General features: G+C 46.3%; 2 protein-coding genes (1 of these 2 cut by a window edge). Both read right to left on the bottom strand.

Annotated features, from left to right (window positions below; all coding sequences use genetic code 11):
• Window positions 1-618, bottom strand: the start of a protein-coding gene (gene pksL / locus MHB62_RS09130) for a polyketide synthase PksL (protein WP_080287605.1). It extends 12,999 nt beyond the left edge of the window; 618 of the gene's 13,617 nt are visible here — the first part of the coding sequence; its start codon is at window positions 616-618; the stop codon falls past the left edge of the window.
• Window positions 602-15,733 (bottom strand): polyketide synthase PksJ, encoded by a 15,132-nt coding sequence (pksJ, locus tag MHB62_RS09125; protein ID WP_032677315.1) that lies wholly within the window; start codon window positions 15,731-15,733, stop codon window positions 602-604. The genes pksL and pksJ overlap by 17 nt, the downstream gene beginning before the upstream one ends.

Below are 15,733 nucleotides of genomic sequence, written 5' to 3'. Positions count from 1 at the left end.
ATTGGCACCCACCCCGCTCCCGTCTATGAGAGTCGGGTGAAACATAAAGCCTTCTGCGTGAAGCATGGCTTCCGAACCGAGAGAAAGCTCAAGAAGGACGCCATTTTCCTCTTCATAGATGCAGCCTTTTGCTTTCATATATTCGCTATGCACCAATTCCTGACGTCTGCATTGTTCATATACATCATCAAGCTGAACAACGTTCTGTGCAGATGCTTTGATTTGACTGAGATCCAGTGTTTCTTCAAATATGGCTGGGGAGTCTGCGTACATATCAGCCTTCATATAGAGCTTTTCTTCTGAAACTTCTTTCCCATCACGTTTTTCAATTCCCTTGGCTGTGATTTGCCACTGTCCTTCTTTTTTCTCCGCGCATTGGATATTCAGAACAATTACTGCATCCTGGTCCGCCGTCAATGGCTGATAGATGGATAAATTCCGCAGCTGAAGCTCTGAGCAGGAGAAGCCGTGTTCTCTGAATATCTGGTAGATTATATCGATATAAGCCAATCCCGGCAGGACATTTTGTCCGTAAACCACATGGTGATAAATAAACGGATTTTTTAACGATAATGTGAGTTGTTTCGTTATCTTTTTCACGTTAGACCTCCACCTCATAAGTATCCCATATGTTTGCCGCAGTCATTTTTGAAGTCTCCGCTTCCAGCTTTGGCTCGCCTGGCGAAAGCATTCGTTTCTTTAATTGAGGAGGCGATATTGGACTGCGCTTGGTGGCGTGTTTTTCATCTTTTTCCCACGCCTCTACGATGACATGGGCATTCGTCCCCCCATCGGCAAAGCAGTTAATAGCCGCAGTAGGCTGCGAATCTGTCCATTTTTCCAGGGCTCGGCTGAACGTGATGTTCGCTTTCTGTTGATCGAAATGCGCCATCTCTTTTTCACCTGATAAAAATGGGACAAAGCGGCGCTCTTTCAGCATCAGCACAACCTTAATGAAGCTGGCGATCCCTTCAGCACATAGCGGATGCCCGATGTTCGGCTTGATTGAGCCAAGAGAAAGAGGCGATGAGTGCCCAGAACGGTACACTGATTGGATCGCTTTTAGCTCAAGGAGATCGGTTACGATTGAACCTGACCCGTTTGCCTCAAGGTAGCTGATGTCCTCTGGTTTTTTTTCGCTTTTAAAAAGCGCATCTTTCATGACTTCCTTTTGCGCCTCAAGATTAGGTGTTGCAGGCCCCGCCGTTCTTCCGTCGTTATTGACAGAGGCCGCTTTGACGACAGCATATATGGTATCTCCGTCTTCCAGTGCCTGTTTTACGGTTTTTAGCATGACCATTCCGACGCCTTCACCTAACACAACTCCGTCAGCACGCTCATCAAACACATGGAAGGATGAATGCTTGCTTAAAATGCCGCGCCGGTCAAACAGCCTGTGAGAGGCATCTGAGCTCAGCAAGCTGACACCGCCGACTATGGCGGATTGAATATCTCCGCCACGCAGCGCCTGAATGGCCATATTCATGCCGACCAAAGCTGACGAGCATGCAGTGTCAACTACAACACTCGGGCCGCGGACATCAAAAAATTGTGAAAGATTAGCCGCTAAATAATTTTGGCCGACTGTCACGATCGGATTCTTGGCATGATCAAGGCTCTCTTCATCAGGTTTGTGCTGGCTTCTGCCTCCGATATAAACACCGACGGGCTTGCCCTTTATTTCCTCAGGTGTATAACCGGCGTGATACAAGAGCTTCAGACACTCTTCCAACACGAGCAGTGCTTGCGGATCCATCGCCCTTACGTCTTCTTCGTGAAGCAAAAAGAAATCAGGATCAAAATAGCTGACGCCATCAATCACGCCGGCATAATATGGCGTCTTACAGCCCCAACGCTCTGCCGGAATCGGGCCGATTGACGAACGCCCCTCGGATAGTAACGACCAATATGATTCCAATGTATCTGCCCCAGGGAATCGGCAAGAGAGTCCGACAACGGCAATACCTTCTGCATGAGAGTCCGGTGACAAAATCGCTGTCGCCTGAATCTGAGGTGTAAGAGCTCGATCCTCCGCAGGAACAGATGCCTCCGCCTCTATTTTGTTCTCCAAAGGTGCTGATGCATCCGATATCCTGCCTCCGAATAAAGCGGACAGCCTTTCGGAATAAGAACCGATCAGCCAATCTGCGAACCTTTGAATTGTCGGGTATTCATATAGAATCGATGGATCGAGCGCTGCCTCTAATTTGCGGTTTATACGCTGGAGCACCTGTGCCAAAATGATCGAATCCACGCCATAATCCTGAAACACCCCGTCAATCTCGAAGTCTTCACGATCTATTCTCAGCTCTTCGGTAAACAGATCAACAAGCCAGGACTGTGTTTCAGATAATAATCCATCACATTTGGAAACTTCATCGGCCTCTTCAAAGTCTCTGGCTGGCGGGCTCTGTAAAGCAGCTTCCTGCAAACCGCCCTCATGCGGTTTCCTCCTCTTCATCAGCAGTTCCGGCTCCCAGTTTGTTTGATTCGCCATTGCAGGGAGAACAACCGGTCCGAACATTTTCGATACAATTTGATCTAGAAAACGTAAGCCTTCTGAATTCGTAATGCTGAACAAGCCGCTTTCCCGATACGCTTGATTTGTCACTTCACCCATACCGGTTTCTTTCCAGTTCGGCCACTGAACACTGATGATCGGCACATGTTTCTGATGTGCTTCTGCAAAATAATCCATATAGCTATTGGCCATCGCATAGTCAGCTTGTCCCGCCGAAAGCTCCGGAATAATGGCTGAAACAGAAGAAAATAAGACAAAAAACTGTAAAGGCTCGTTACACACATGGCGATATAACGTTGTAAGACCTGACACCTTAGGTTCCATCACCCGCTGGATATCATCTGAAGTTTTTCGGATAAATGCCAGCGTATCCATATCCGTCAGACCTGCACAATGAATGACACCGCCAATCGGTCCTAATGTTCGCTTGATATGTTGCAGCGTTTGCTCAACCTGAGCATCATCAGATAACGTCAGCGACAGCATCTCCACCTGTACACCCTTCGCTTCCAGCTCCCTCACTGCCTGGATTTTCTCTGCCAATGATGTGTTTGATGTCTTAAAACGCGCCCACTCCTCTCGCGGAGGAAGCTGTTCTCGTCCGGTCAGCACCAGTTTTTTCACTCCATAGCACTCTGCAAAATGACGGGCGCATAATAGTCCGATGCCTCGTGTGCCGCCTGTAATGAGAAGTACATGATCTTTCGGGAAGACCGTGCTTTGTTCCGTGGCCTTACCTGTTTCCGGATGAGCTTTTAGAAAAGCTTGGTACCGTAAACCATCCCTGTAGCAAACCTCCGCATCATAAGATTCGGAATAAAACTCATCAGCGATCAACTTCGCGAGACGGGGATGATCAGTAACCTCCTCAGCATCCATATGCCTTGATATAAGATGGCTGTACTCGCATTGGAGCATTCGATACAACCCAGCCCGTGAGGCGCCAGCCATCCGGACAGATGTGTTTTGAAACGATTCGAGCCCCTTCGTCACACAAAGCAGCCTGAGCCCCTCTTTATGCCCGAATTCAACCAGTCTTTGCACCCATTCAATCCAATCCAGCCGGCCCTCATCATCCCTACCGCATCCGATGACATCCACTAGGCCGTCAAACTCTTTCCAATCAATGTCTGACTGATCATTTTCTATCCGGCTCACATCTAATAAGAGATGATTCGGAAAATACGAAGACAATTCTGCTGCTAAATCTGCTGTCTCTTGATTGCACAGGATGGCAACGGTTCTTGTCCCCGGCACTGCTGAGCCAATTGGACTCAAACTCCATTGTTTCGTCAAAAAGCATGCAGCCCGATCTTCAATCGCATTAACCAGTTCTTTTTTGTCTCTTTCTGAATGTTCCTTTGCCGGCACCCAATAGTAATCCTTCGCAAACGGATATGAAGGGAGGCTGATCAGGCGCGGTTTGGTCTCTCCGTATAATGTGTTCCACTGGATTGAGACCCCTTTGACCCATAAATCAGCAAGTTTGGCGTATTTTCTTTTTCTGATCCAAGCATCAAGTGCCAACGCCATATCTTCATCTGCTGTAAAAATAGTCTGGGTCTCTTTATTTCGATGAGACTGTCCCCGGAAAAATTCGTCTGTTTCTTCCTTACCGTCAACAAACGCCTGCAGTTTCTCTTCAAGCTCCTGCATTGTCCCCGCAACACACGCCAGACGCTCATCCATTTCTTCGCGCCCGACCTGCAGGGTGTAAGCGATGCGGTGCAAATCCTGATCTGTATATTTTTTATTGCGAATCACCTCAAGCAATTGCGAAGCACGATCTATCAGCCTGCTTTTATTTTTAGCCGACAGCACAATTACGTTTGGCTGTTCTGTAGCCGTGTGTTCTGAATTGGCTTTTGGCATATATTCTTCAATCACAATATGCGCGTTTACTCCGCCAATCCCAAACGAACTGATTCCGGCACGGCGCGGAAGCTCGTTTCCGTCACGATCTGTGACAGACTTCCATTCCTGTTTTTCCTGAACGATGTAAAACGGACTGTCAGTCAGCTGAAGATAAGGATTAAGCGTCTCGCAATGCAGGCTTTTCACTAACGTTTTATGCTTCATTTGCAAAAGCACCTTGATCAAACCGGAAATACCGGCTGCTAGCTCTAAATGACCGATATTGCTTTTAACTGAGCCGATGCCGCAACGGTGATCCGGAACATCCGGCTGGCTCTCGCCTCTCATATTGGATAGTTCCTTAAACGCGGCTTTCAGCCCATTTATTTCAATCGGATCGCCCAATTCCGTCCCTGTTCCATGTGCTTCGATATATGTGACAGTGCTTGGATCTATGCCTGCTTGGCGATATGCACGCACCAACAAATCAGCTTGTGCTTTCGGATTAGGCGATGTCAGGGTATTGGCTCTTCCGCCGTGATTTTCCGCCGTCCCCCGAATAACGCCGTAAATATGATTTCCGTCGCGCTCGGCATCTTCCAGCTTTTTCAGCATGACCATTCCGACCCCTTCGCCTCTGACATAGCCATTCGCATCGGCAGAGAAGGTTTTACACCTGCCGTCTTTGCTGAGCATCCCCGCCTTGCTGTAGCTAATATGCGCCTCCTCGGTTAAGATCGTATTCACGCCTCCAGCGATCGCCATCTCACAATCACCGTTTTGCATCGCAGTCACAGCACGGTGAATGGCTACAAGAGAACTGGAACAAGCCGTCTCTACTGGCTCGCTCGGACCATGAATATTTAAAAAATAACTCATTCTATTCGGGCCTACCGAAGGAATCATATGACCTGTAGCAGCATGGCCTTCAATTGGAAGATTCGCTCTATGGAATAGATCTTTATAACCGGTGTTTCCCGTACCGATAAAGATACCAGTCCCTGTACCCGAAAGGCTTTGCGGCGAGCAACCCGCATCTTCCAGTGCCTTCCACACGTATGTCATTAACAAGCGCTGCTGAGGGTCTACATAATCTGCTTCTCGCGGCGAAATACCAAAAAACAACGGATCAAACTCTGCGACACCATCAATAAACCCGCCCCATTTGATGTCGGTTTTATTGACGTCAGTGTCTGGGTTTCCATAATGCTCCCGCCAATCCCATCGATCTTTTGGAACTTCTGTGATGCTGTCTTTTCCTTCTTCTAGGTTTTTCCAAAATTCGTCTATATCCATAGCGCCAGGGAATCGGCCGCTGATGCCGACAATTGCAACCGGCTCAAAATCGGCAGCCTGCTTTTTGTTTCTTTCTGCTTTTGCAATAACAGGCTGTGTAAAGCGGCGCTTTCTACGTGATGTGATTTTCGGCGCTTCAGGGGATTTTGTTTGTAACTCTTCCTGCCTCTCTGGTTTTTCGCGCTCCTGAACCAGGGTGTCCTCATGTTCAGCAGTCAAATACTCAGCCAGGCTTTGGATACTTCCATATTCAAAGAAAATGGTCGGCGTTAGCTCCAACTGAAATTCTTCGTTAATCTTGTTTGTAAAGACCGTAAATGTAACGGAATCAAATCCGTATTCACTCAGCTCTGTATTGACATCAATATCTTCACTATTTACTTTTAAAATTGCACTGACCATGTTGCTTAATGATGCCTCCAGGCTGTTTAAACTGTGCAATGAGTTTGTTCTTTCATCTATGCCTTTAGCAGTAGCATCTTGATTCCATTCGCCCTGATACGCAGCAACTACATATTCAGCCAGGCTTTGGACGCTGCCATATTCAAAGAAAATGGTCGGTGTTAGCTCCAACTGAAATTTTTCGTTGATCTTGTTTGTAAAGACAGTGAATGTAACTGAGTCGAATCCGTACTCGCTCAGCTCTGTGTTGACATCGATATCGTCAGTGTTTACTTTCAAAATTGCGCCAACCATTTGGATTAAGGCTGCTTCCAATTTTCTAGTTTGTCCTTGATCCTGATCCGCCTTTCTCTGATCGTTCCTCTTGGCTTTCGATCCTGCGGAAAGCAGTTTTTGTTTCATTTTCTGAGGCTGTCCTTCCATCACAAAAACTTGCGGCTTATCAGATGCTATCCCTTGATAAAATGCTTTCAAGCCACTATCTGTCGGCATCGGGATCATTCCCGTTGTTTTCAGCATTCTCTTTTCATCTTCAGCACCGACTTGCATACCGCCTTCTTCCCATAACGGCCAATTGAAGGAAATGGTGGAGCCGAATCTCTTTTTTGATGCCGCAAGAGAACGGCGGTATTCAGCAAATGCATCCATAAACGAATTGGCTGCCGCATAATCGGCTTGTCCAGCGTTTCCTAAACATCCCGAAACAGATGAGAAGAAAATGAAAAAGTCCAATGGGAAATCCTTGCTGCATTCGTCTACATGTAACAACCCGCTCACTTTTGGCTGCAATACTTCTTGAAACTCTTCATTCGTTTTATGAATGATGAAGTGATCTTTAATGCTGCCTGCACCGTGAATAATTCCATTGAGAGTGCCATATCTTTCTTTGATTTCCTCCAAAAGATGACGAACCGCATGCTGATCACTTACATCAGCCTCCCGATAGACAACCTCCGCTCCGATGCTTCGAAGAGCCTCCAGTTCGTTTTCCTTATCCTCACTTAAAACAGATCGTCCCGTCAGCACAATAGTAGACCGGCCAGTTCGATTGGCAATTTCCTTTGCAAACAGAAGGCCTAAGCTTCCTGCTCCGCCTGTGATTAGATAAACGCCTTCGTCTCTCCACGGCATGTGAAGCGTATCAGCTGAAGGAAGCACCATTTCCCTCCAGCCTTTCACAAAACGGTGTCCAGCCTCATATCGAATCTGTTTGTCAAATGGTCTCTGGCTGTCGTCTTTCAGCTTGAGGTGAAGGTCTATCATCTCTTCAGGTTTCTCAATTTCGATGACCTGAGCAGTCAGTTTGCTGAACTCTATTTCTGCTGTTTTAAGCAGACCGGAAACGCCGGCAAACAATTGCTTCTCTTTTTCCAGTGGAACAATCGCTTGAATGATGATACGGCCTGCAGAAAGCTCACGGACCTTGCTTTGCAGGAGTTCAAAAATGTTCTGCATGTAACATTGATAACGTTCAGCAATATGTCCTACAGCTTCGTTTAGAGTAATCACACGGGCATCTTTCATGTGGGAGGCAATGCTGTCTGTGACACTTCGTTCAGTTTCGAAGAGAACAATGATATGCTCCGTGTACGAAAGATCTTCGTCCTCTCGTTCTTCATTCTGTTTTTCCCACACCGGTTCAAGCATTAAGCGTTCGTGCCGTGTTGAAGGCTTTGAAGTATGAACCTCCCCTTCTAATACTCTCGTTGAAAATCCTTTGATCCTGACACATACGCTTCCACTCTCGTCAATGACATCGATATCCGCTTTCTGAACAACCCCTCCGGAGTGATCGCTGTCACTTAAGCGAGCATAAGCCCACATAGAAGAAGAACACCCTTTGATCACTTCAAGCTCCTCAAGCGCAAATGGCAAAATCAGCTTTTGATCCGTCAATTCCTGCATGATACATATTGTTGCTGTCTGCAAAGCGGAATCCATGATACTTGGGTGCAGCACAAACTGTTCATTCGTTCCAGAAACGATTTCTGGAAGCTGCAGCTGCGCCAAAACCTCTCTGTTTCCTATATTCACATTCTTAATTCCTTGAAAGGCCGGACCATGGAACATTCCTCTGCTTCTGCCTTCTTCGTAAAATTGATCAGGCGACATCTTTCCTTTGCCGCAGCGGCGTGAAATTTCAGTGAGATCTGCGACTGGTGTTTCGGCGGCAGATGCCAGCTCCGCACTGCCTTGACTATGAATAACAGGGTCGTCCCCGTCTTCCTGTGTACTGTAAATGTCAAAGGTGATTTTTCCATCTTCTTCAGGAAAGAGACTGATATCCACTTGAGCTGAATGTCTGTCAACCACAACAGGCTGAACCCAGACTGTATGATTCAATCTGATTCTGACATCTTGGCCAATTTCACTTCCTGCCGCCTGGTTTATAGCCGCGTACGCCATTTCAAGGTACGCAACACCAGGAAGCACAGGCTTTCCTCTTACCACATGGTCTCTCAGGAAAAATTCGTCACCAGTGAAAACCGAACTGAATTTCTGTTCAGAAAAATCAGATGTATTCTGATGAAGCAATGGATGAATAGAGCCGATCCCTGTCTGATTTCCGGATATCTGCGCCACCGGTTTGCGGTCATCCTGCGACGGCCAGTATCGTTCCTTTGCAAATGGATAAGTCGGCAGACTCATTCTGTTTGGGCGCTCTCCCTTGTAAAGCTGCATCCAATCTATATGCGCTCCCTTGCTCCACATTTCTGCAAGCTTGTTTACTTTTCCTTTGGCCATCCACTTACGTATGAGTTCAGCGCTGTCCTCATCCTCCGTCAGCCATGAAACCTCTCTGGCATTGTGCTTACTTCCTTGAAAACAGCCTTCAATCGCTGTATTTCCATTGATAAAATCTGTGAGCCTCTGTTTTAACTCATTTACATGATCGGCAATAAAGACAACGCGATGCTCCATCGCTTCGCGCCCCACCTGAAGGGTATACGCAAAATCAGGCAGCTGGCTGTTCTCAAACCCTCTTCTTTCTAAATAGGCCAGAATGTCTTCTGCATACTCTTGCAGCCTCTCTTTATTTTTCGCCGAGATCGGGACGATGCAGGTTCCGTCTATCTTTCCCTTATCTGAATCCCTTTTGAATTGTTCAAAAATGGCATGGGTATTTGTCCCGCCAAGCCCGAACGAGCTAAGTGCAGCCCTGTGCGTTTTGATCTCACGGCTTAACGTTTTCTTTTGATCGACGACGTAAAAAGGAGAGCTGGCTAAGTCTGTATTTGGATTCGGCTCCTTATAATTGACACTCGGTGCAAGCTCTTGATGATAAAGACTCATCACAACCTTAATGCAGCCCGCAAGACCGGCGGCTGTATCTAAATGTCCGATATTGGTTTTCACCGACCCAATGCCGCAAAATTGCGTTTTATTTGTATATTGCCTGTAAACGTTTGTTAAAGCCGCCAGCTCGATCGGGTCCCCCAGCTTCGTTCCGGTCCCGTGTGCTTCTACATAGCAGATGGATTCAGGCTGTACCTTCGTTTGATTCATGACCTGTTGGACCACGTCAGCCTGGCCTTTAACGCTTGGAGCATAAAAGCCGACTTTGTCAGCGCCGTCGTTATTTACACCAATGCCTCTCAGCAAGGCATAGATATGATCCCCGTCCTTTACTGCATCAGCTGCTTTTTTCAGCAATACAACAGCAACGCCCTCACCGCCTATCATTCCGTCAGCTGAAGCGTCAAAAGCTTTAATATGTCCATCACTCGAAAAGTTCAGCCCAGGCTGATGCACATATCCGATATTTGACTCGGTATGCAGCGTTGCACCGCCAACTAAAGCATAATCAGATTCACCCGACAGGAGGCTCTTATAGGCAGAATGCAATCCAATCAGAGAGGATGAGCAGTTGGCATGGACAAAATAGCTTGGCCCTCTCAGCCCGAGCTTATGAGAAATCATTGTCGGAATCGTCCCGCTCTGTGCAAGCACCCACGAAACATAGCCGTCCGGCGTCTCCAGGCTCTCTGTTGTATCTGACGGCAGCAGCGCGCGATAAGAATTATTGCTTGCCGACATAAAAACACTGGTTTGCGGAATCTGCCTCGCAGCATAACCGGCATCTTCTATTGCTTTCCATGAATGAGTCAGCAGCATCCGAAGCTGAGGGTCCATAAATTCAGCGTCTTTAGGAGAGATTTGAAAGAAGCTTGGATCAAATCTGTCTTTCCCATCAATTGAAGCTTTAGCAGGGACATAGTCGGCATTCTCCGCTATCTCCTTTGAAATGCCAAAGCGCTGAAGCTCTTCTTTATTGAAAAACGCAATGCTTTCCTTGCCGTCTCTGAGGTTCTCCCAAAATTCATCATGATTTTTTGCCCCTGGAAATTCACACGATATGCCAATAATCGCCACACTATCGTCATAATAGTCCGGGAGATCACTCATCTCGGTAGACTGATCTTCTATATGAGCTGCCGGGTCTGTCGGCATATGGTCACTTGCATCGCCCATTCGCTGTTCAGTGATGTACTGGCTGATATTTTTAATCGTTGAATACTCAAACAGGTCTGTGACAGAAAACTCACAGGATAGTTCATGTTTGATACGATCAGCCACAGTGACCGCGAGAAGCGAATCCCCGCCCACATCGAAAAATCCGTCATCCCATTCAATGTCACTCGTTTTCAGCACTTCCTGCCAAATGGTAAAAACAGTATCCTGAATGTTCTTAGGAGAGGTCTGCCTTTGCTTTAGCTGCTCCCCTGATAAATCGATATTCTTAAGGCTGTTTCTATCTATCTTTCCGTTCGGAGTTAACGGCATATGATCAAGCTGAATAAAATAAGAAGGCACCATATAGGCAGGCAAAGCGTTTTTCACAAAATGACGCAGCTCTCTCGCTGTGAGAGAAGCATTTGCATGTTTAGCTGTATAATAGGCAGCTAGGTTATCCATATCTGCGACCACAACGCATTCCAGAATGCCGGGATGCTCACTAAGCCTGCTTTCAATATCACCAAGTTCAATACGGAATCCGCGGATTTTTACTTGATTATCGATGCGGCCTATATATTCAATTCGCCCTCCCGTAAGCCAACGGGCCATGTCTCCCGTTCTATAAAGCTTAGACCCAGGCTCAAAAGGGTTGTCAATGAATCTCGAATCCGTTAATTCTTCCTTTTTGTAGTAGCCCTTCGCCACACCGTCTCCTGCAATGCACAGCTCACCCGGAACACCTGCCGGCACTGGCGCGAGCTGAGAATCCGTAATATAGATTTGTGTATTGGCGATTGGCCTTCCTATCGTGGCATGAGAGCATTCAACGTTAATGCGCTGAACCGCTGACCAGATAGTTGTTTCGGTTGGCCCGAACATATTCCAGGCTTCGCTGCCCGTATCTAAGAAATATCGTTTTAATGTCTCAGGCAATGCTTCGCCACCGCATAAAATTTTCACGCTCTCTTCATTTTCCCAGCCTGAATAAAAGAGCATCTTCCACGTAGCGGGGGTTGCCTGCATCACTGTCGGTTTGATCGCGCGGATGTCCCGTTTCAGTTTTTCAACGTCTTTTGTATGCTCCGTTTGACAAATATAGCAGTGTGCGCCCTTTATTAAAGGCAAAAATAATTCCAGAGCTGCAATATCAAAACAGTAGGTTGTGACAGCAAGCATTTTATCCTCTGCCGTAAGACCTGGTGTTTCCCCCATCGAAACGAGAAAGTTTGTCAAAGCTTTATGTGGTATCATGACACCTTTTGGCTTTCCTGTGCTGCCGGATGTATAAATGACATATGCCAAGTTCTCTGGCGTGACAGTGCGTGTAAGCACTTTTCGATCAGAGGCTGTTTGAGCAATTTCATCCCAATCTTGATCTAAAAGGGCTGTTGTGACACCGTTCCAACTCAACGTATTTACTAATTCCGATGTCGTCAGTGTAATGAAAACTTCACTGTCCTCAAGCATGTATTCTAATCGTTCAGCCGGATAGGACGGGTCTAGCGGCACATACGCTCCCCCAGCCTTGAGGATCGCTAATAAACCCACTAGCATGTCCAGCGATCGATCCACATAGATCCCCGCCAGACGGTCAGGACCCACTCCATGCGCCTGCAAATAAATGGCCAGCTGTGTGCTTTTCTCATCAAGCTCCCGATACGTCAATGTTTGACCTTCATAGCTGACAGCCGCTCTATCAGGCGTCTTTTTCGCCTGCTGCTCAAACAACTCATGAAAAGTTATATATGGATACGTTTTTCCTGTGGCGTTCCATGTTTTGAGAATCATCTGCTTCTCTGCCTCAGGTAATAAAGAATACTCTTTTAAAGGCTGAGAAGGATTCAACATCGCCTGCTCTGTTACATAAACAAAATGGTCGAACATGGCGGATATAGAAGCCGCATCAAACAGCCCAGTATTGTACTTGATGTTCAGCTCCATTTTTTCTTCTGTTTCCCACAGTTCAAATACTAATTCGTATTCGCCCTCTTGGTGAATATACTCAACGAAATCGACAGAAAAGAAGTCAGCATAGCGGCTCAGCAAGCTTTGATAGCTTCCGGATTGAAGAAAATTCTGATAGAAAAAAGCGGTTTGAAATACCGGTGAACCTGCTTGACTGCGAGGAATATTCAGATCCCTCACCATTTTTGGAAAAGGATATGCTGCATGATCAAGCCCATCCAATATCGTTAATTGCAATTTTGATATAAAGCTAGAAAAAGTGTCTGCCGGGTTCAGCTCACTCCGAATCGGGAGCATATTGAGAAAATGTCCAATGGCATCATCAAATCTTTCTTCCGGCCTCACCATGGCCGGCATGCCGACGATCTGTTCTTTTTGGCCTGTGTAACGGCCAAGCAGCATCATATAGCAGCTTAAGAATACCGTCGTGACATTTACAGAATGCTCTTTCGCAAACGTTCTGACCTGATTCATGAAGCCGCTGGACAACCGCCTGGTGTATGTATCCTCTCTAAACTGAGAATCGACTGAACTTGCGCTGACATTAGGCAGCTGAAGATTCGGCAAAGTTCCCGATAGCTGTTTCTGCCAATATGTACGGTGCTTCACACCGTCTTTGCCGGCAAGCATGTTTTTCTCCCATGCCGCAAAATCATGATAAATGGCAGGAGAAACAGCTTTTTCCGGCTGCTGTCCTTTTAAAAGAAGCTGATAGGTATCAAACAGACTGCGTATAAATGTGACAGACGAAACTCCGTCAAAAATCAAATGGTGAATGACAACTAATAAAAAATGCTCTTGTTCAGATCTGGAAAAGCTCATGACACGCACTAACGGGCTGTTTTCCTTTACATACGGTTCCTTTACTTTCTTTCTAAGAAAAGCAGGAATATCAGACTCTTTCAAACTTGAGATATTTTCTGTCTTGATTTCAATTGAAAGTGCTGGCTCATTTTTAAGAAATGGCACTCCGTCTTTCTCTTGGATGACGTGCTTTAAGATTGGGTGCTGATTCAATACAAGGCCGAAAGCCTGCTGGAATGTTTCATGGTGAAGCCCTGACGAAAATTTAAAACAGAGAGGTACGTGATATGCACTTTTTTCGGGTGACATTTTTTGCAATGTCCATAATCCTTTTTGAACCTCAGAGAGAGGCTGAAAAGTTGCCTGACTCCTTTCCGGTTCGGTTTTATATGTGTCCGTGCCCTTTTTGTCAGCAGACAAGCTGCTGAGGTCTTCATGTTCTGATAGATAGCTGGCTAAGCGTTCAATTGTAGGATATTGATGTATCTCTCTGGCTGTTAGTTTGATATGATAGTTTTTCTCGATCGATCGAATGAGCTTCATCATCTTGATAGAATTCACACCAAGACTTTGGATATTTGCATTTGGCTCCACCCAATCGTGGGAAACGTGCAGCTCCTCAGTCAAACAGGTGAGCAGATGCTTCTGTATTTCTTCCCTTACTCTTTTCACCTGGTCTGCTTGCTGTATCCCCTCATCCTGGACTGCATCGTTCATCCGATTGGGTTTATGTAGCAAGTGGTCGAACTCTCCATTTTCAAATGAAGTTTTTAGCTGGGTGCGCTGGATCTTTCCGATAGCCGTTTTTGGAATCTCTTCTTTTTGTACAGGCAGCAAATATTCCGGGGTGACTCCGATCACCTGTGAGACATGGGTTTGTATGTTTCTAAGAAGCTGAGACATCTGCTCATCATTTAATTTTGCGGAAGTAACAAAGAAGATAGCCAGCTGATCTGTTGAATTCTGGCCCAGACGGACAGCGCAAGCAGCAGTATAAGAAGTTTCAATTTCAGGTAATTCTTCAACTGCAGACTCAATTGCATGACTGTAATAATTAATGCCGTTAATGATAATTGCATCTTTCGTACGGCCTGTTATGGTTAAGCGCCCGTTTCGCAAAAAGCCAAGATCTCCGGTTTCAAACCAGCCGTCTTCTGTAAACACACTCTCATTCAAATCAGGCCGCTGGTAATAACCGCTAGTAACAGAAAGACCCGAGACTTGAAAACGGCCGATCTCACCCTCTTCAACCAATTCATTATGGTCATTCACAATTCTCATAGAGAAGCCGGGGATTGGAGAGCCTATTTCAACAAAATGATCATCATCACTTGTTCCAGCCCGGGTAAATTCATGAGAAAAAATAACGCCCGATGAAGTTTCGGACATTCCCCAGGCAGGTCGGATGGCGTCAGCAGGCAGTCCATGTGGTTCTAAAAGCTCAAGTATTCTACGCCCTACCTTGGCTACCATTGCTTCACCGCCATTGAGCATGTATCGCATTGAAGACAGATCCCATTTCTTATCTTTTATTTCTTCTGCAAAATCAGTAACCAGACCAAACGCAAAATTCGGCGCCCACGTAACAGAAGCTCGGTAATGATCAATCCAATCCAGCCATTTCAACGGCTCCATTAAGATCGTTTCGCTTGAGACGTTAATTTCCTGACAGCCAAGATAAACATCCCGCAAATGCAGCATTCCGATCCCTCCGACATGGTCAAACGGCATCCAGTTAAACGTAATATCCTCTCTGGTGAAGCCTTGCATTTGAATAATCCCTTTCACCATGCTCATAATGTTACGATGATTAAGCATAACTGCTTTGGGCGTTCCCGTACTGCCTGAAGTCAGCAATAAAAGCGCTAAGTCTTCAGGACTGGATTGATGCCAATCTGTGTCCGCTTCAGCGCTGAGCAGATCCTCTACAATAATTGCCCTGAACCCTTCAAGCCCTTGTTCTTTTGCCCAATCGAGCATTTCCTGATGCATCCCCCGGTCCGTAATCACCGCTGGCTTATCAAGAAGCGTCCATGCGTCTTTCAGCTTTTGAGTGCCGCTGCTCGATTCAGCATACGTTGGCGGAACGGCTAATGGAGCCGGAACAACCCCTGTTAACACACACCCCCAGAACGCAGGGAGAAGCTGTGAATTGTCACCAAGCTGCAAAATCACGCTTTGTTTTGCTTTCAGGCCTGATTGGCGAAGCCCCTTCGCAATGCGCAATCCATCATCCCATAATCGTCTGTATGATTGGTAAACTTCAGTTCCATCCGGCTGCAAATAAATGATTCCCTTTGTATCCCCAAGCTCCGTCGCCGTTCTGTATAAAACTTCAGGTATTGTTGCCGGCTGCTTTTCAGATATATGTAAAGGCTCCCCATGACTGACAGAAGGATTAGTTAATATGCGGATATTATCATTATTTCTCAT

Origin of the sequence: Bacillus sp. FSL K6-0255, from assembly GCF_045040725.1 — a bacterium.
GTDB classification, from domain to species: Bacteria; Bacillota; Bacilli; order Bacillales; family Bacillaceae; genus Bacillus; species Bacillus subtilis.
The sequence above is the reverse complement of the archived record's forward strand: the minus strand, read 5'-3'. Positions and strand labels throughout refer to the sequence as shown.